The sequence below is a fragment of the Streptomyces sp. NPDC127068 genome, assembly GCF_042724695.1.
Lineage (GTDB): Bacteria > Actinomycetota > Actinomycetes > Streptomycetales > Streptomycetaceae > Streptomyces.
The window spans coordinates 69,499-86,999 of the sequence record NZ_JBHXEN010000007.1 but is presented as its reverse complement, the minus strand read 5'-3'; the positions used below and the strand labels follow the sequence as shown (position 1 = coordinate 86,999).

General features: G+C 75.0%; 16 protein-coding genes. 9 read left to right on the top strand and 7 right to left on the bottom strand.

Annotated features, from left to right (window positions below; genetic code table 11):
- Nucleotides 1-9 precede the first annotated feature (9 nt).
- Complete coding sequence (locus ACFWIA_RS06210; RefSeq protein ID WP_387000909.1) at nt 10-273, bottom strand: hypothetical protein; 264 nt, start codon at nt 271-273, stop codon at nt 10-12.
- Between the two features lie 57 nt (nt 274-330).
- Nucleotides 331-954 carry a sigma-70 family RNA polymerase sigma factor gene (locus tag ACFWIA_RS06205; RefSeq protein WP_387001038.1) on the bottom strand — a complete coding sequence of 208 codons (624 nt, stop codon included), beginning with the start codon at nt 952-954 and terminating at the stop codon, nt 331-333.
- A gap of 175 nt (nt 955-1,129) precedes the next feature.
- On the opposite strand from ACFWIA_RS06205, the gene ACFWIA_RS06200 reads away from it, so the two are divergent.
- The 5 genes from ACFWIA_RS06200 (at nt 1,130) to ACFWIA_RS06180 (ending at nt 7,104) form a co-directional block, all read left to right on the top strand.
- Nucleotides 1,130-2,152, top strand: a complete 1,023-nt coding sequence (locus tag ACFWIA_RS06200; protein ID WP_387000906.1) for a MerR family transcriptional regulator — start codon at nt 1,130-1,132, stop codon at nt 2,150-2,152.
- 195 nt (nt 2,153-2,347) lie between these two features.
- A complete protein-coding gene (locus tag ACFWIA_RS06195) occupies nt 2,348-3,589 on the top strand; it encodes a polyprenyl synthetase family protein (RefSeq protein WP_387000903.1) in 1,242 nt (413 codons plus the stop codon).
- Nucleotides 3,586-5,109: a phytoene desaturase gene (locus ACFWIA_RS06190; RefSeq protein ID WP_387000900.1), complete on the top strand. Its 1,524-nt coding sequence runs from the start codon at nt 3,586-3,588 to the stop codon at nt 5,107-5,109. Before ACFWIA_RS06195 ends, ACFWIA_RS06190 begins: the two co-directional genes overlap by 4 nt.
- Nucleotides 5,096-6,100, top strand: coding sequence for a phytoene/squalene synthase family protein (locus ACFWIA_RS06185; RefSeq protein ID WP_387000899.1), 1,005 nt, complete (start codon nt 5,096-5,098; stop codon nt 6,098-6,100). Before ACFWIA_RS06190 ends, ACFWIA_RS06185 begins: the two co-directional genes overlap by 14 nt.
- Nucleotides 6,097-7,104, top strand: a complete 1,008-nt coding sequence (locus ACFWIA_RS06180) for a DUF5914 domain-containing protein (protein WP_387000898.1) — start codon at nt 6,097-6,099, stop codon at nt 7,102-7,104. The genes ACFWIA_RS06185 and ACFWIA_RS06180 overlap by 4 nt, the downstream gene beginning before the upstream one ends.
- A gap of 24 nt (nt 7,105-7,128) precedes the next feature.
- Here ACFWIA_RS06180 and ACFWIA_RS06175 read toward each other — a convergent pair whose 3' ends face one another.
- Genes ACFWIA_RS06175 through ACFWIA_RS06165 form a run of 3 tightly spaced genes read right to left on the bottom strand, consistent with a single transcriptional unit; the run spans nt 7,129 to nt 10,588 of the window.
- Nucleotides 7,129-8,658: an FAD-dependent oxidoreductase gene (locus ACFWIA_RS06175; protein ID WP_387000895.1), complete on the bottom strand. Its 1,530-nt coding sequence runs from the start codon at nt 8,656-8,658 to the stop codon at nt 7,129-7,131.
- Entirely contained in the window at nt 8,655-9,374 is a 720-nt protein-coding gene (locus tag ACFWIA_RS06170) for a class I SAM-dependent methyltransferase (RefSeq protein WP_387000894.1), read from the bottom strand. Before ACFWIA_RS06170 ends, ACFWIA_RS06175 begins: the two co-directional genes overlap by 4 nt.
- Nucleotides 9,371-10,588 carry a lycopene cyclase family protein gene (locus tag ACFWIA_RS06165; protein ID WP_387000892.1) on the bottom strand — a complete coding sequence of 406 codons (1,218 nt, stop codon included), beginning with the start codon at nt 10,586-10,588 and terminating at the stop codon, nt 9,371-9,373. Before ACFWIA_RS06165 ends, ACFWIA_RS06170 begins: the two co-directional genes overlap by 4 nt.
- Before the next feature lie 353 nt (nt 10,589-10,941).
- Here ACFWIA_RS06165 and ACFWIA_RS06160 point away from each other — a divergent pair, with 353 nt between their 5' ends.
- Together ACFWIA_RS06160 and ACFWIA_RS06155 are read left to right on the top strand one after the other, a co-directional pair.
- On the top strand, nt 10,942-12,384 hold the full coding sequence (locus tag ACFWIA_RS06160) for a GuaB1 family IMP dehydrogenase-related protein (protein ID WP_387000889.1): 1,443 nt from the start codon (nt 10,942-10,944) through the stop codon (nt 12,382-12,384).
- Between the two features lie 168 nt (nt 12,385-12,552).
- Entirely contained in the window at nt 12,553-13,008 is a 456-nt protein-coding gene (locus ACFWIA_RS06155) for an Lrp/AsnC family transcriptional regulator (protein WP_387000888.1), read from the top strand.
- A gap of 27 nt (nt 13,009-13,035) precedes the next feature.
- Here ACFWIA_RS06155 and ACFWIA_RS06150 read toward each other — a convergent pair whose 3' ends face one another.
- Nucleotides 13,036-13,785 (bottom strand): GntR family transcriptional regulator, encoded by a 750-nt coding sequence (locus tag ACFWIA_RS06150; RefSeq protein WP_387000886.1) that lies wholly within the window; start codon nt 13,783-13,785, stop codon nt 13,036-13,038.
- A 493-nt stretch (nt 13,786-14,278) separates the two neighbouring features.
- Between ACFWIA_RS06150 and ACFWIA_RS06145 the strand changes: the two genes are divergently transcribed.
- Entirely contained in the window at nt 14,279-15,970 is a 1,692-nt protein-coding gene (locus ACFWIA_RS06145; RefSeq protein ID WP_387000884.1) for a flavin monoamine oxidase family protein, read from the top strand.
- 47 nt (nt 15,971-16,017) lie between these two features.
- Here the strand turns inward: ACFWIA_RS06145 and ACFWIA_RS06140 are convergent, their stop codons facing one another.
- Complete coding sequence (locus ACFWIA_RS06140) at nt 16,018-16,632, bottom strand: TetR/AcrR family transcriptional regulator (RefSeq protein WP_387000882.1); 615 nt, start codon at nt 16,630-16,632, stop codon at nt 16,018-16,020.
- Nucleotides 16,633-16,751: 119 nt separating this feature from the next.
- Here ACFWIA_RS06140 and ACFWIA_RS06135 point away from each other — a divergent pair, with 119 nt between their 5' ends.
- On the top strand, nt 16,752-17,498 hold the full coding sequence (locus ACFWIA_RS06135; RefSeq protein WP_387000880.1) for an SDR family NAD(P)-dependent oxidoreductase: 747 nt from the start codon (nt 16,752-16,754) through the stop codon (nt 17,496-17,498).
- Nucleotides 17,499-17,501: the final 3 nt, after the last annotated feature.

The window sequence follows — 17,501 nt, the reverse complement described above, 5'->3', positions numbered from 1 at the left end:
GCCGCTGGCTCACTCCTCGCGGTCGACCTCGTCGGCGATCCGCCGCCACACCCCGGGCGGCGCGGGCGTCAGCTCCGGATCGAGCGGATCACCCGTGCCCAGCGCCGCCACCACCCGCCGCAGGGCGGCGAGTTCGACGCGGCACGGGGCGCAGCGCAGCAGATGGGCGTGGAGGTCGGCCCGGCGGCCTGCCGGTTCCTCGGGGGAGTCCGGGGCGGGTGCGTACCGCAGGGCCAGTTCCACCAGTTCGGCGCAGTGCGGATGCCGGGTCACCGCTCACCTCCGGGGCGGTCCGTGGGCCATCGGGGGCGCGGCCGGGCCGGCGCCGCCTCACGCCGCACGCTCCGGCGGTGGGACCACGCCCGGGGCGGCGTCCCCCAGACAGCCGCGCAACCGGTGCAGGCCCCGGCGCACATGGCTCTTGACCGTGCCGAGCGGCAATCCGGTGCGCCGGGCGATCTGGGACTGCGTCAGGTCCTCGTAGAAGGCCAGGCACAGCAGGTTCCGCTGCACCGGGGTCAGTCCGCGCAGGGCCTGGGCCACCAGGACCCGGTCGAGCACGGCCTCCGGGTCGGCGCACGGCGCGGGCCGCTCGCTCGCCACGGTCGCCGCCGCGGCCACCAGGACACCCCGACGGGTCCGCGCGGACAGGGCGTCGGCGATCTTGCGACGGGTGATGCCCACGATCCACGCGGCCAGCGGTCCGCGCGCGGGCCGGTAGCCCGCCCGGCCCCGCCACACCGCCAGGAACACCTGCTGGGTGACGTCCTCGGCCTCCCGGGCGTCGCCGAGCGAGCGGTTGGCGAGGGTGTGCACCAGCGGACCCCACCGCCGGTAGGCGGCGGCCAGGGCGTCCGGATCGCCGCCGAGCAGTGCCGCCGACACCTCCTCCTCCCACCGGGTCTCCTGGGTGGGAGCGCTCAGTCCGGGCGCGGGCGGTGCAACGGTGGTCACCACGGTGTGACTCCTCGGGCTCGCGGGGGAGGGGGACGGCGGTACGCAAGACCGGCGGTACGGAACGACCCACGGACCGCCCCGGAACGGACGAACCGCCTGAACCGACCTTCCGGTCCGGCGCCCTGAGGGCGCAACACGCATCGTTTGTGCGTCGGTCTCCTAGGCTGGGCAGATGCCGCCGTCGTCCCCGATCCCCCACCAGCGCCCGGTCCTGACGCCCGTACCGGAGTCCGTGCCGGTCGAAGCCGCCCTCACCACCGGTGCCGTGGCCCGCAGACTCGGCGTGGCGCCGACCACCCTGCGCTCCTGGGACCGCCGCTACGGCATCGGACCGGCGCACCACCAGGGCGGTCGGCACCGCCGCTGGTCCCCCGCGGACATCGCCGTGCTGGAGACCATGTGCCGTCTCACCGCCTCGGGCGTCCCGCCCGCCGAGGCGGCCCGAGCCGCCTCCGCCGCCCCGGACCCCGTACCCGACCGTCCCACCGGGGCGCGCCCCGGCGCACGGCCCCCGCGCCCGGGCAACCACGGCGCACTGCCGCTCGGCCGGGTCCGGGCCGAGTGCCGGGGCCTCGCCCGGGCCGCCGTCCGCCTCGACTCCACCGCCGTCGACGCCCTGCTCCGCTCCGTCCTCGCCGAACACGGGCTGGTCACCGCCTGGAACGAGGTCATGATGCCCGCGCTGCGGGCCGTCGGACGCAAGTGGGAATCCTCCGGCGAACGGTACGTGGAGGTCGAACACCTGCTGTCCTGGCACATCTCCTCGGCGCTCCGCCGGGCCCCCGCCGCCCCGCCCGGCAGCGAACGCCCCGGGCCCCCGGTGATCGTCGCGTGCGCCCCGGGCGAGCTGCACACGCTGCCCCTGGAGGCGCTCACGGCGGGCCTCACCGAACGCGGCGTGCCGGTGCGGATGTTCGGCGGCGCGGTGCCCGCCGACGCCCTCGACGAGGCCGTGCGCCGCGCGGGACCCGCGGCCGTCGTCCTGTGGTCCCAGTCCCGCACCACCGCCGACCGCGCGCTCGTGCGCCACCTCGGCACGACGACCTGGGGCGTCCGGGGCGCCCGGCACGGCGCCACGGTCCTCGCGGCGGGCCCCGGTTGGGCGGGTCCCCCGCTGCCCGGCGCGGTCCGCCCCACCAGCCTCGCCGAAGCGCTGCGACTGCTCGACGGACTGTACGACCCGCCGCCCGGATAGCGGTCGGCGGCGCGCTGGTCCGGTGGTGTGGAAGCGGGCGGACGTCCGGTGGTGTCCCGGCCGTGCCGGCGGCCCGGCTGGTAGGCCGGGATACCCGCCCCGGCCGCATCGAGCGGGGCGCCCCGCATCCAAAAGCGTGCCCCGTCGCGAACCGGTTCCGGGAGTCAGCCGAACCACGCGACGAGAGGAGGCGCGATGCGCCGCACCGCCGCCCAGGACCACCCCGGCGCAAGGCCGCCAGCGGGCCGGGCCCCGCTGCGCGAACCCCCGCCGCGCGAACCGGTCGTGCGCCGCCGCCCGCCGTCCCCGTCCGACCGCGCCCGGCGCACCGACGCGGACGTGCCCGCCGAGGTCGGTCGGGTCCTCGCGGACCTGCTCGCGCAGCGGCAACGGGAATCCGCGCTGATCGACGCCGTCTTCGCCCGGGACGTCGCCGCGCGCACCGTCCGCTTCACCCTGGACGGCGGCAAACGGCTGCGGTCACAGTTCCTGTGGTGGGCCCTGCGGTCCTGCGGCGCACCCGCCGACGCCGTCGACCCCGCGCTCCGGCTCGCCGCCGGACTCGAACTCCTCCAGACCTGCGCCCTCGTCCACGACGACCTGATGGACGGTTCCCCGCTGCGCCGGGGCCGCCCCGCCGTCCACACCGCGCTGCGCGACCGCTACGGACCCGGGGCGCGGCACGCCGGCGCCGACTTCGGGACCTCCGCGGCCGTCCTCGTCGGCGACCTCGCGCTGGCCTGGGCCGACGACGTCGTCGCCGAGACCGACCTGCCGCCCGCCGTCCGCGGCCCGGTCCGTGCCCAGTGGCGTGCGCTGCGCACCGAGATGGTGGCCGGCCAGTACCTCGACCTGCACGGACAGGTCACCGGCGCCCGTTCCCGCGCCCAGGCCCTGCGGGTGGCCCGGTTGAAGAGCGCCCTGTACACGGTGGAACGGCCGCTCGCCCTCGGGGCCGCCCTCGCCGGGGCCGGCGACGAGGTCACCCGGGCCCTGTGCGCGGCGGGCCGCTGCGCCGGCATCGCCTTCCAGCTCCGTGACGACCTGCTCGGCACCTTCGGCGACCCCGCCGACACCGGCAAGCCCTCCGGCGAGGACATCCGCGAGGGCAAGCTGACGTATTTGACGGCCGTCGGCCTGGCCCGTGCCGAAGCCTGCGGGGACCGGGCCGCGGTGTCGGTGCTCGACGCCGCGCTCGGCGCCCCCGACCTGAGCGCCGCCGACCTGCAACGGGTCCGGACGACCCTCGTCATGACCGGCGCGCGTGACGTCGTCGAAGCGCGCATCGACCACCTCGCCGAACTGTCCGGCCGCCACCTGGCGACCGCGGAACCCGCCGGTTCCCCCGGGGCGCTCGCGCACCTGGGCAGGCTGCTGACCGCCGTCGCCCGCGGTGAACGGCCCTCCACCCACCCCAGCGAAGGAGCCCCCCGATGAGAACCCTTGCAGGGCCCACCGACCACGTGGTGGTGGTCGGGGCCGGGCTCGCCGGACTCTCCGCCGCACTGCACCTGCTCGGCGCGGGCCGCCGGGTCACCCTCGTGGAGCGGGACACCGGACCGGGCGGTCGAGCGGGGCTGTTGCACCGGTCCGGCTACCGGATCGACACCGGTCCGACCGTGCTCACCATGCCCGAACTGATGGCGGAACCCTTCGCCGCCGTCGGCGAGGAGCTGACCGACCGGCTCGACCTGGTCCCGCTGCACCCCGCCTACCGCGCCCGGTTCGCCGACGGCTCCAGCCTCGACGTGCACACCCGGGCCGATGCCATGGAAGCCGAGGTCCACCGCTTCGCGGGCGCCCGCGAAGCCCTCGGGTACCGGCGGCTGCGGGCCTGGCTCACCGAGCTGTACCAGGTGCAGATGCGGCGGTTCATCGACACCGACTTCGACTCCCCGTTCGGCCTGCTGCACCCCGACCTCGCCCGGCTCGCCGCCCTCGGCGGCTTCGGCCGGCTGGACGCCCGCATCGGCCGGTTCCTCTCCGACGAACGGCTGCGGCGGGTCTTCTCCTTCCAGTCGCTGTACGCCGGTGTGCCGCCCGCCCGGGCGCTCGCCGCCTACGCCGTCATCGCCTACATGGACACCGTCGCCGGGGTGTACTTCCCGCGCGGCGGGGTCCACGCACTGCCCCGGGCGATGGCCGACGCGGCGGCCGACGCGGGCGCCACCCTGCGCTACGGCAGCGCGGTGACCCGGCTGGAGCGCCGCGGCGAACGGATCACCGCCGTGCACACCGAGGACGAGCGCATCGCCTGCGACGCGGTCGTCCTCACCCCCGACCTGCCCGTCGCCTACCGCCTGCTGGGCCGCGCCCCGCGCCGCCCCCAGCGGCTGCGCCACGCGCCGTCCGCCGTCGTCCTGCACACCGGGACGGACCGCACCTGGCCGGACCTCGCCCACCACACGATCTCCTTCGGCGCCGCCTGGCGGGAGACCTTCCGCGAACTCACCACCGGGCGGCTGATGACCGACCCGTCGCTGCTCATCACCCGGCCCACCGCCACCGACCCCTCCCTCGCCCCGCCCGGCCGCCATCTGCACTACGTGCTCGCGCCCTGCCCCAACACCGACCTGGGGCCCGGGGCGCAGGAGTGGCGCACGCTCGGACCCCGCTACCGGGACGCCCTGCTCCGGGTGCTGGAACGCCGCCACCTGCCCGGACTCGCCGCCGCGATCGAGGAGGAGTGCCTGGTCACCCCACTCGACTGGACGGCGGCCGGGCACGCGGCCGGCGGACCGTTCGCGGTGGCGCACACCTTCGCGCAGACCGGCCCGTTCCGCCCCCGCAACCTGGTGTCGGGCACCACCAACGCCGTGCTCGCCGGCTGCGGCACCACCCCCGGCGTGGGCGTGCCGACGGTCCTCATCTCCGGCAAGCTCGCCGCCGCCCGCATCACCGGCCGCCGCACCGTCCGCTCCCGCCCCAGGAGGGTCGGCGCCCATGACGGACCGTGAACTCGACGCGGCCGGGATCAGCGACCCCGCCCTGCGCGCCGACTACGCGCACTGCCGTCGGCTCAACGCCCGGCACGGCCGCACCTACTTCCTCGCCACCCGGCTGCTGCCCGCCGCCCGACGGCCCGCGGTGCACGCCCTCTACGGATTCGCCCGGCACGCCGACGACATCGTCGACGACCTCGGCGCGGACGCCGGCCCCGAGGACCGGGCCGCCGCGCTCGACGCACTGCACCGGCGGCTCACCGCCCAACTCCGCGGCGAACCCACCGCGGAGCCGGTGGTGCGGGCCCTCGCCGACACCGCCGCCCGGTACGCCGTCGACCACGCCCTCTTCACCGACTTCATGGCCGCCATGCGCGACGACCTCACCGTCACCGACTACCCCGGCTACGCCGAACTGCGCCGCTACATGCACGGTTCCGCCGCCGTCATCGGCCTCCAGATGCTGCCCGTCCTCGGCACCGTCGTGCCCCGCGCCGAAGCCGCCCCGTACGCGGCTGACCTCGGGGTCGCCTTCCAGCTCACCAACTTCCTGCGCGACGTCGGCGAGGACCTGGACCGGGGCCGGGTCTACCTGCCGGCGGACCTCCTCGCCGCGCACGGCGTCGACCGGGACCGGCTGGAGTGGAGCCGCCGCACCGGACGCCGCGACGCCGCGATCACCGCCGCCCTGGTCGCCGCGGCCCGCCTCACCCGTGAGGTCTACGCCCGGGCCGCCCCCGGCATCGACCTCCTCGAACCCGTCTCCCGGCCCTGTGTGCGCACCGCCTTCGTGCTCTACGGGGCGATCCTCGACGCCGTCGCCGACGACGGGTACGCGGTGCTGCACCGGCGGGCCGTGGTGGGCCGCGGCCGGCGGGCGGCGGTCGCCGCACGGGGGCTGACCACCGCGGTCCTCGCCCGCCTCGCGCACCGCAACGCCTGCGGCCCCCCACCGCCCCCGCCGCACCGGTCCCGTCCCTCCGCCACCACCGGCACGACCCGATGACCCCCCGCCGACCGTACGTACCGCTACGACTGCGGCGCGCCCCGGTGCCCTGGGAACGACAGCGACCCACCTGGTCGGAGGCGAAGCCGGCGGTCATCGCCTGTGCCCTCGCCCGCGCCCAGGAGCGCCCCACCGGGAACTGGTACGTCGTCGGGGCGAGCCGTGAGCTGACCGCGGACCGGCCGCTCGGGCGGACCGTGGCCGGGGTCGAACTGGTGCTGTGGCGGGACGCGGCCGGCGCAGTGGTGGCCGGGCCCGGGGCCTGCCCGCACCTCGGAGCCCCGCTGCGGCAGAGCCCGGTGCGGTGCGGGACGCTGGTGTGCCACTGGCACGGACTCGCCCTGGACGGCCGGCCGTTCGCCGGGTGGGCGCCGTACCCGGCCCACGACGACGGAGTCCTCGTCTGGGTGCGGCTCGACCGCGCCGGGGGCGAGGAGCCCACCGAGCTCCCCCCGGTGCCCCCGCGACCGGAGGCGACGCGGGCGGTGGACGCGGTGTGCCTGGCGGTGGGGCGCTGCGAACCGGAGGACGTCGTCGCCAATCGCCTCGACCCCTGGCACGGGGCGTGGTTCCACCCGTACTCGTTCGTCGACCTGAGCGTGGTCAGCGCCCCCGGGGACGCCGCGGGGGACGACGACGCGTTCGTGGTGGACGTGTCCTTCAAGGTCGCCGGGCGGGTCGTGGTGCCCGTGCGGGCCGAGTTCACCGCGCCCGGACCGCGGACCGTGGTGATGCGCATCGTGACCGGGGAGGGGGCGGGGTCGGTGGTGGAGACCCACGCCACGCCGGTGACGGCCCCCGGCGGCGCGGGGCGGGGGCCGCGGACCGCCGTCGTGGAGGCGGTGCTCGCGGCTTCCGACCGGGGCGGCTTCGCGGTGGCCCGGGGGCTGGCGCCCCTGGTGCGGCCCGTGATGCGCCGGGCCGCCGAGCGGCTGTGGCGGGACGACCTCGCGTACGCCGAACGGCGCTGGGAGCTGCGGGCCGCGGGCCGGTTCCCCGGCTGACCACCGGGGAGCCGTCCCCGCGGCTCACTTCCCGCGGGCCAGCGCCCGCAGCACGGCGACGCGGCCCCGCCGGGGGACCGTGCGCAGCGGGTGGCCGCGCACGCCCCAGCGGGTGAGGAGGGCGTTGGCCGCCTGGAACCCGGTGGTGGCCGCACGTTCCATCAGGGCCACCGGGAGCCCGCTGCGGACGTGGTCGCCGGCCAGGACCACCGTGGGGTGCGCCGTGGTGACCGGGGGGCGTTGCGCATAGCCGCCGACCGGGAACAGCGGGCAGTCCGCCCGCCACTCGTGGCGCTGGTCGACCACCCGGGCACGGGCCGTCTCCGGGTACACCCGGTGGAGCTGCTGGAGCAGCCGCGCCTGCTCGGCTGCCCGGTCGGCGTCCGGAGCCAGGGCGTACGCGTGCAGTTCCACCACGCCGCCCCCGTGGCGGGCCGCCCAGCGCGCGGCCTCCCCCTCCCAGCGGTCCAGGACGCTGATGTTGTCCAGCGACCCGAAGCCGCTGGTGCCCAGGAACCCGGCCCGCTCCGGTGCGACGGGCCGGTCGAGCCAGAGGCGGGAGACCAGGAACGGCGGGGCCTCCCGCGCGGCGAGGACCCGGGCCCGCCACGGCTCGTCCCCCAGCCGGGGCGAGGCCGCGACGAGCCGCCGCAGCCCTCCGGTGTCGAGCGCCAACACCACCGCGTCGTACCGGGTGCTCCGACCGCCGGCGGTGACGGACGGCCCGTCGGCGGTGCCCGGGTCCACCTCCTCGACGCCGCACTCGGTGCGCACCTCGGTGCCGAGCCGGTCCAGCCGGGCGGCGAGCGGATCCCACAGTGCGGTGGGGAACGGCTCGGTCGGCACGTCGAAGAGCAGCCCCTCGCTGGAGCCGAGGAAGTAGATGTGGAACATCAGGGCCAGCTCCGCGGCCGACAACTGCCGCGGGTCGGCGAAGAAGCTACGGGAGAACACCTCGAACGCCAGGTGTCGGGCCGCCGCCGGGAACCGGATCTCCTCCAGGTAGTCCCGGGCGCTGATCCCGTCCAGCCGCCGGTACACCTCGGGCACCCGCACGTCCAGCAGCGGCAGGGCGGCCCGCGGGTCCATCCGGAGCAGGTCCCGCCAACCGAACGACGGGCTGAGCGCGACGAAGCCGAGGGCGCTGAACGGCGGGGTCCGCGGCACCCGGGCGAAGCCGTCGGTCAGTCCGTCGCGGTGCACCAGCGGGTAGTCGGGCAGCCCCCGCAGCCGTGCGAGTCCGGGGTCGGTGCGGCGCAGCAGGGCCCGCAGGTTGTAGTACTGGCGGAAGAAGGCGTGGAAGCCGCGGCTCATGGTCACCGCCGAGCCGTCCGCCAACTGCACCGGCCAGCCCGCGAGCCGCCCGCCGAGCACCGGCTCCCGTTCGTGGAGGGTGACCCGTACGCCGCGTTCGGCGAGTGCGGTCGCCGCGGTCAGTCCGGCGATGCCCCCGCCGACGACCGCCACCGAAGGGGCCGGGTCCGCGACCCGGGGACGTCCCGCCGGGGCGGGGAGCAGGACGGACCGGCGGTCGCGTCCGTACCGGGCGCTCACGCCACCGCCCCCGGGGCCGCCGCGACGACGGTGTGCACCACACCGGTCTGCCAGCCGGACACCGGCAGCACCCGCACCCGGGTGAACCCGGCCCGTCGCACCCGTTCGCCGAAGGCGGGCGCCGTGTCGAAGGCGGTCACGCTGCCGAGCAGGTGCCGGTACAGCGCCCGGTCCCCGGTCAGCGCGCCCGCGGGGAGCACGATCCCGGCGCACACCGCGTACCACACGGCGCGGTGCGCGCCCCGGCCGCTCAGCGCGTACTCGTGGACCGCGAACCGCCCACCCGGCACCAGGAGTTCGCGCACCGCGCCGAGCACCGGATCGGGGTCGCTGAGGTTGCGGAACAGGTACGCCGCGAACACCGCGTCGAAGGGCCCCGCCACCCCGTGTTCGGCCAGTGCCTCGGCGGGAGCCCGGACGAACCGCACGTTCGACGGCCAGGACTTGGCGCGGGCCCGCGCCAGCATGCCGCCCGAGGCGTCGACCGCGGTGATCCGGGCCCGGGGCGCGGCGTCCAGCAGTGCGGCGGTGGACGCCCCGGTGCCGCACCCCAGGTCCAGGACGCGCAGCCCGGTCCCGTCGTGCGGCAGGCCGAGCCGGTGCGCGGAGCGGCGCAGCTGGCGGTGGTAGCCGGGGTTGACGGCGGTCAACCGGTCGTACGAGCGGGACGCGTGGTCGAACGCGGCCGACAGGGCGTCGTCGCGCAGCAGGGTCATCGCGGGGGCCTTCCGTTGGTGGTGCGGCGGGGGACGAAGGGCAGTTCCAGGGCGGTGCGCAGCATCGGCCGCACGGGGGTGCGCAGCCCGATCGCGAAGTCCTCGGACGGTCGGGTGTCCCCGTCGAGGAAGCGCAGCAGCGCCGGCAGCGGCACGGTGCGGAACAGCCGGGTGAAGAAGGGGGCGCCGGCGACCCGACCGGTGTCCAGCGCCCGCAGCAGGACGGCGTCCATGGCGCGGGCCCGGGGGCCGTGGGCCGGCGGCGGCACGGGGACGCGTCCGGCGTGCAGCAGGGCGGCGACGGCCCGGGTCTGCCGCTGCACCCCGGCGAAGGTGTATCCGGTGGAGGGACGGGTCGCCCCGCCCGCGGCGCCGATCCGGAACACCGAGGCCCCCGCCCGTACCGTGGGGCGGGTGTCCGCCATGGGGATCACTCCCTGTTCGACGGCGGTGACCTCGTACCCGTCGATGCCGAGGACCCGGTCCAGGTAGTGCCGCAGCGCCCGGTCGTAGCCCTCGCCGGTGAGGACGGTCCGGGAGAACTCGGTGTACTCGACCAGGGCGGTGCACGGGCCGGTCGGCAGGACGTACCCGAACGACAGGCCGCGCGCCGGCTGCGGGGTGCGGAAGTCCATCAGATCGGCGGTGTCCGGGCGGAACGAGGGCCGTGGCGTCCGGACGAACCACCCCCGGAAGTGTTGGAGCAGCACGGTGCGGGCCCGGGGAGCCGCCCGCGGCGGCCGGGAGTCGAAGACCCAGCGGGCCCGCAGCCGCAGCGGGGAACCGTCGGCGTGGGTGCCGTGCACCTCGGCGCCCTCCCGGCCGACCGGGTCGTCCACGATCCCGTGGACGACGGCCGTCAGCCGCCGCACCCCCGCCGCGGCGATCCGGGCGCCCACGGCGGCGCTGAACCCGGTGGAACGGAGCATCTTGTACCGCAGCGGCGTCGTCCGTCCGGTCGTCGCCGCACCGTCCGGGCCGTGCACCCGCAGCCGGTCCCAGGCCGCCGTCAGCAAGGCGTCGTAGGGGCCGCCGGGCTCCTCCCAGAAGCACCAGGTGCGGTCGGGCGGGCGCAGCGGGCCCGCCGGGGCGTCGATCAGCGTCACGGACAGCGGCACGGAGGGGGGTGTGCTCGGCGCCTGCTCGCTCAGCCAGTGGGCCAGCGACAGCCCGGCCGCGCCGGCGCCCACGATCACCACGTCGGTGCCGGACACCCGTCACCCTCCTTCCACCGGGTCGGGACGGGACGGCGGGCCCGCCCGTCCACCGACCCCTTCCGGATCGGACGCGACGCCGGATGCGCCGCGGGGGACACGATTCCGCCTCCCGGGGCGAAAACGGGGTACGCACCGCCGAGCGGGGAGGAGTCGGCGGCCCCTGGGCGGGGCAGGGTGGGAGGAGAACAGGGCGGGGCAGGGTCTTGGAGGAAAGGACGAACGCCCCGTTCCGCGCGCTGGATGATCGTCCCAGGTCGGTGCAGAGCCGTCTCATGGGACACTGAAGTACGTGCTTTTCCCCCGACTGACCTGTTCGGGGGCCACCTCTGATCGACTGGGATGAGCAGCACGTGCGTTTCCTGAATGACCTCAAGCCCCCGTACGACCTGACCTACGACGACGTCTTCATGGTCCCGCGCCGTTCGGCCGTCGGCTCCCGGCAGGGCGTGGACCTCTCGTCCCCGGACGGTTCGGGCACCACCATTCCGCTCGTCGTCGCCAACATGACCGCGATAGCCGGCCGGCGGATGGCCGAGACCGTGGCCCGCCGCGGCGGGATCGTGGTGATTCCCCAGGACATCCCGATCGAGGTCGTCGCCGACGTGGTCGGCTGGGTCAAGAGCCGCCACCTCGTGCTGGACACCCCCATCGTGCTGGTCGCCCACCAGACCGTCGCGGACGCGCTGGCCCTGCTGCCCAAGCGGGCCCACCACGCCGGCGTCGTGGTCGACGAGCACCACCGGCCGATCGGCGTGGTCACCGACCAGGACCTCACCGGGGTCGACCGGTTCACCCAGCTCAACGAGGTCATGTCGCGCGACCTGCTGATCCTGGACGCGGACATCGACCCCCGCGAGGCGTTCAACCAGCTCGACGGGGCGAACCGTCGGTACGCCCCCGCCGTGGACGCCGACGGGCGGCTCGTGGGCATCCTCACCCGCCGCGGCGCCCTGCGCGCCACCCTGTACACCCCGGCCACCGACGCGCACGGCCGACTGCGGATCGCCGCGGCCGTGGGCATCAACGGGGACGTCGCGGGCAAGGCGAAGCAGCTCCTCGACGCGGGCGTGGACACCCTGGTGGTGGACACGGCCCACGGCCACCAGGAGTCGATGATCGCCGCGGTGCGGGCCGTCCGCGCGCTGGGTCCCGAGGTGCCGATCGTGGCGGGCAACGTCGTCGCCGCCGAAGGCGTCCGCGACCTCGTCGAGGCGGGCGCCGACATCATCAAGGTCGGCGTCGGACCGGGCGCGATGTGCACCACCCGCATGATGACCGGCGTGGGCCGCCCGCAGTTCTCCGCCGTGCTGGAGTGCGCCGCGGAGGCCCGCAAGTACGGCAAGCACGTCTGGGCCGACGGCGGGGTGCGCCACCCCCGCGACGTCGCGATGGCGCTCGCCGCCGGCGCGTCGAACGTGATGGTCGGCTCCTGGTTCGCCGGGACGTACGAGTCGCCGGGCGACCTCCAGCAGTCCGCCGAGGGCCGGCTGTACAAGGAGTCGTTCGGGATGGCGTCCGCCCGGGCCGTCCGCAACCGCACCAGCGAGGAGTCCGCGTACGACCGGGCCCGCAAGGCGCTGTTCGAGGAGGGCATCTCCACTTCGCGCATGTACCTCGACCCGGAGCGGCCCGGCGTGGAGGACCTGATCGACTCGATCATCGCGGGCGTGCGCTCCTCCTGCACCTACGCGGGTGCCGGATCGCTGGAGGAGTTCGCCGAGCGGGCGATCGTCGGGGTGCAGAGCGCCGCCGGCTACGCGGAGGGCAAGCCGCTGCACGCGAGCTGGAACTGACGGGCCGGCCGGTACCAGGCGCGGTGGTCCGCACCGCCCCCCGGGCCGGCCGCCTCCGTGTCGCGCCCGCCTCCGGGCGGGCCCGGTCACGGCCGTGTTCTACTGCGGGGACGGCCCACCGCCGTCCCCGCAGCAGCCGGGGCCAGTGAGAGAAGCGAACGACCCGCCGTGCGACTGAACGACCTCGACGAAGCCATCGTCCACGCCCTCGCCCAGGACGCCCGCCGTTCCTACGCCGACATCGGCCAACAGGTGGGCCTGTCCGCGCCGGCCGTCAAACGCAGGGTGGACCGGCTGCGCGCGACCGGCGCGATCACCGGGTTCACCGTCCGGGTCGACCCGGCAGCCATGGGCTGGGAGACGGAGGGCTTCATCGAGCTGTACTGCCGCAGCAACACGTCGGTGGACGAGATCCACCGGGGGCTCGAACCGTATGCGGAGGTCGTGGCGGCCTCCACCGTGACCGGGGCCGCCGACGCGGTGGTGCAGGTCTTCGCCACCGACATGCGGCACTTCGAGCGCGTCCTGGAACGCATCGCGGCGGAGCCCTTCGTGGAGCGCACCAAGTCGGTGCTGGTGCTGTCCCCGCTGCTGCGCCGCTTCTCGTCGGGTACGCCGGGCTGATCCCGCGACCGGCCGGGCGGCGGGCGGTCAGTCGAGGCCCGGGCCCGTACGGCGGGCCAGGGTGTTGTGGTGGAGCGAGGTGTGGACGCTGAAGCCGACCGCGTCTGAGCGGTAGCGGTCCTCGGAGCACTCCACCGGTCGGCCCTCCCGGGTCGTCGTGGTCCGTCGTACCCGCAGCAGCGGGCTGGTGCGTCGCACGTCGAGGAGTTCGGCGTCCCGGGCGCCGGCCGCCACCGCGTCGATGAGGTGCTCCCCGTGGGCGAGGACCAGACCGATGTCCTCGAACAGGGCCTGGGTGACGGAGGGGGCGTCGGCCGGGACGCGTTCCACCGCGGGGGCGATCCAGCCCGCGTACACGGTCCGCTCCAGCAGGATCGGTTCGCCGTCCAGTCCGCGCAGCCGCAGGACGTGCAGGACGCGTGCGCCCGGCTGGAGTTGGAGCCGTAAGGCTTGCTGTGCTCCGGCCGGGCGGTACTCCGAACCGATGACCTGGCCGCTGGCCTCGCGTCCCATCGACCGGGCCCACCGGGCGAAGCTGCGCAGTTCGGCGAAGCTCTGGCCGCGGCGGCCGGCGAGCACCACGCGGCGGGCGCCCTGTCGGGACCCTATGAGCCCCTCGGCGGTCAGTGCGGTGACGGCCTGCCGGACGGTGCCCCGGGAGACGCCGTAGCGGGCGGCGAGTTCGGTTTCCGGCGGCAGCAGCCCGCCCACCGCGTACTCCTCGGTGTCGATCGCCCGGCGCAGCTCCTCGGCGATCTCCTCGTGCCGGGGCGCCATCTTCCCCGTCCTCCCCGTGCTCGTCCGTTCGGCCGGCCCCGTCAGCAGGGGGCGTGGGGCCGGTGCGTGTGCGCAGCATGTGCGGCGGTCCCCACCCTAGACGAGGTTCCGTGCGCTCCGGGAGGGGCGGTGAGTATCCAGGCAGCGAGGACGAGCCGTTCGTTGAGCCTTCATCCAATGCGGGGTCGCGTCGCGCGTGTACGGGGCAACTTGTTCGAACAAGTCATCTCGCCCTGCACGGTCCCATCGGCCCGTCCTGCACGGACGGGCGCCCTGACCGCATCCCGACCCGCCCCGGAGCGCAACGAATCGCCGTGAAGGGTTCGCAGAACGCAACGAATCGCCAGGTCACGCGCAACGGACGCGTCTTGTCCCGGCGGAACGCCGAAACGTACCGTCGAGGACGGCCCTGCGCCTCCCCCCGAGTCCCCGCCACCCCCGAGGTCCCGCCGCTGCTGCGGCCGTAGTCCCCCGTGCAAGGAGTCCCCACCCCATGACGTCCACGGTGCCCACAGCCGTCCAGCACACCGACGCGCAGCCGCCGATCACCATGTTCGGTCCGGACTTCCCCTACGCGTACGACGACTTCCTCGGCCACCCGGCCGGGCTCGGGCAGGTCCCCGCGACGGCGCACGGCACCGAGGTCGCCGTGGTCGGCGGCGGGCTGTCCGGGATCGTGGCCGCGTACGAGCTGATGAAGATGGGCCTCAAGCCGGTGGTGTACGAGGCCGACCAGATCGGCGGACGGCTGCGCACCGTCGGCTTCGACGGCTGCGACCCCTCGCTCACCGCAGAGATGGGCGCCATGCGGTTCCCGCCCTCGTCGACCGCGCTCCAGCACTACATCGACCTGGTGGGCTTGGAAACCCGGCCCTTCCCCAACCCGCTCGCCGAGACGACGCCGTCGACCGTGGTCGACCTCAAGGGCGAGTCCCACTACGCCCGCACCCTGGACGACCTGCCCGACGTGTACCGCCAGGTCGCCGAGGCGTGGAACGCCTGCCTGGAGGAGGGCGCCGACTTCTCCGACATGAACCGGGCCATGCGCGAGCGCGACGTCCCCCGCATCCGGGAGATCTGGGCGCGCCTGGTCGAGAAGCTGGACAACCAGACCTTCTACGGCTTCCTCTGCGACTCGGAGGCGTTCCGGTCCTTCCGGCACCGGGAGATCTTCGGCCAGGTCGGGTTCGGCACCGGTGGATGGGACACGGACTTCCCCAACTCGATCCTGGAGATCCTCCGGGTCGTCTACACCGAGGCCGACGACCACCACCGCGGCATCGTCGGCGGCAGCCAGCAGCTCCCGCTGCGGCTGTGGGACCGGGCGCCCGGCAAGATCGTCCACTGGGCGCCGGGCACCTCGCTGTCCTCGTTGCACGACGGAGCCCCGCGTCCCGCGGTGACCCGACTGCACCGCACGGCGGGCAACCGGATCACGGTCACCGACGCCACGGGCGACATCCGCACCTATCCCGCGGTCGTGTTCACCGCCCAGTCCTGGATGCTGCTGTCGAAGATCGACTGCGACGACGAGCTGTTCCCCATCGATCACTGGACGGCCATCGAACGCACCCACTACATGGAGTCGAGCAAGCTGTTCGTTCCCGTCGACCGGCCGTTCTGGCTGGACAAGGACGAGGCGACCGGCCGGGACGTCATGTCGATGACCCTCACCGACCGGATGACGCGGGGCACCTACCTGCTGGACGACGGCCCGGACAAGCCCGCCGTCATCTGCCTCTCGTACACCTGGTGCGACGACAGCCTCAAGTGGCTTCCGCTCTCCGCGCACGAGCGCATGGAGGTCATGCTCAAGTCGCTCGGCGAGATCTACCCGGACGTCGACGTCCGACGGCACATCATCGGGAACCCGGTGACGGTGTCCTGGGAGAACGAGCCGTACTTCATGGGGGCCTTCAAGGCCAACCTGCCGGGTCACTACCGGTACCAGCGACGGCTGTTCACGCACTTCATGCAGGACCGGCTGCCCGAGGGCAAGCGGGGCATCTTCCTCGCAGGTGACGACATCTCCTGGACCGCCGGTTGGGCCGAGGGCGCCGTGCAGACCGCGCTCAACGCCGTGTGGGGCGTGATGCGCCAGCTCGGCGGGGAGACCGACGCCACGAACCCCGGCCCGGGCGACGTGTACGACGAGATCGCCCCGGTGGAGCTGCCGGAGGACTGATCCGGCCGCACCGTATCCCCCGCGGTCCCCCTGACGGCGTCCCCGGCTCAGCCGGTGGGCGCCGTCACCGCGTCCCAGGCGGCCAGCGCGCGGTCCGCGATCCGCTCCAGCTCCGGGTGCCCGGCGCCGTCCCGGGCCTGTACCGACATGCCCTGGAGGACCGCCGTGTAGAACGCGGCGACCGTCGCGGTGTCGGTGCCGGACGTCAACTCGCCCGCGCGCACCCCCTGGTCGAGCCGGGCGCGCAGGGCGTCCACACCCTCTCGCCGGCGCTCGGCGAGGTGGTCGCGCACTCCGGAGCCGGACGGGGAGCAGTTCATCGCCGACAGCACGATCATGCAGCCCGCGGGACGGCCGTCATGGGCGTAGGCGCGGGCGTTCATGCGCAGGACGGCGGCCACCGCGGCGTAGGCGGTCGGCTCCTCGACCAGGGCCCGGGTCGCCGGTTCGCCCTCGGTGGCGTCGTAGAGGGCGACGGCCTCCCGGAACAGCTGCTCCTTGGAGCCGAAGGCCGCGTACAGGCTCGGTGAGCTGATGCCCATCGCCGCGGTCAGATCGGTCACCGAGGTGGCCTCGTAGCCGTACTGCCAGAAGGTCTCCATGGCGCGGGCCAGGGCGGTGTCCCGGTCGAACGCGCGGGGGCGTCCACGGGGCGGGGTCATGGCGGTCTCCCTCCGGTCGAGCAATTCTGTAACGAGCGACAAATATATGCCTTGACGTGCCGGGGTACAGGGGTGAAAGATTCTGTATCGATCGACACAGAAATGGGAGGGGCGCGGGGATGAGCACATTGACCGGCAAGGTCGCGTTGGTGACGGGGGGCAGCCGGGGCATCGGGGCGGCCGTCGTACGCAGACTCGCCCGGGACGGGGCGGCCGTGGCGTTCACCTACGTCAGCGACCTCGGCGAGCAGCGCGCCGGGGCGGTGGTGGCCGAGGTCGAAGCGCTGGGCGGCAGAGCGCTGATGATCAAGGCGGACTCCGCCGATCCGGCGGCCGTCGTCGAGGCCGTCCGGCGAACGGCGGACGAACTGGGGCGACTCGACGTCCTGGTCAACAATGCGGGCATCTTCCCCTTCGGGCCGGTGGAGGAGGTGACGCTCGAAGAGCTCGACCGGGCGCTCGCGGTGCACGCCCGGGCGGCGTTCCTCGCCGTACAGGCCGCCTCGCCGCACCTGCCGGCGGGCGGACGGATCATCAGCATCGGCAGCAACCTCGCCGAGCGGGTGCCGTTCGGCGGTGTCGCGCTGTACTCCATGACCAAGGCGGCCCTCGGCGGGCTGACCCGGGCGCTGGCCCGGGAGTTCGGCCCGCGGGACATCACCGTGAACGTGGTGCACCCGGGGTCCACCGACACCGACATGAACCCCGGGGACGGCCAGGACGCCGACGACCAGCGGGCGTTGTCGGCGCTGGGACGCTTCCTGGCCCCCGACGACGTGGCCGACACGGTCGCCCACCTGGCGGGGCCGGGCGGCCGGCACATCACCGGAGCGGCGATCACCGTGGACGCCGGGACCAACGCGTAACCC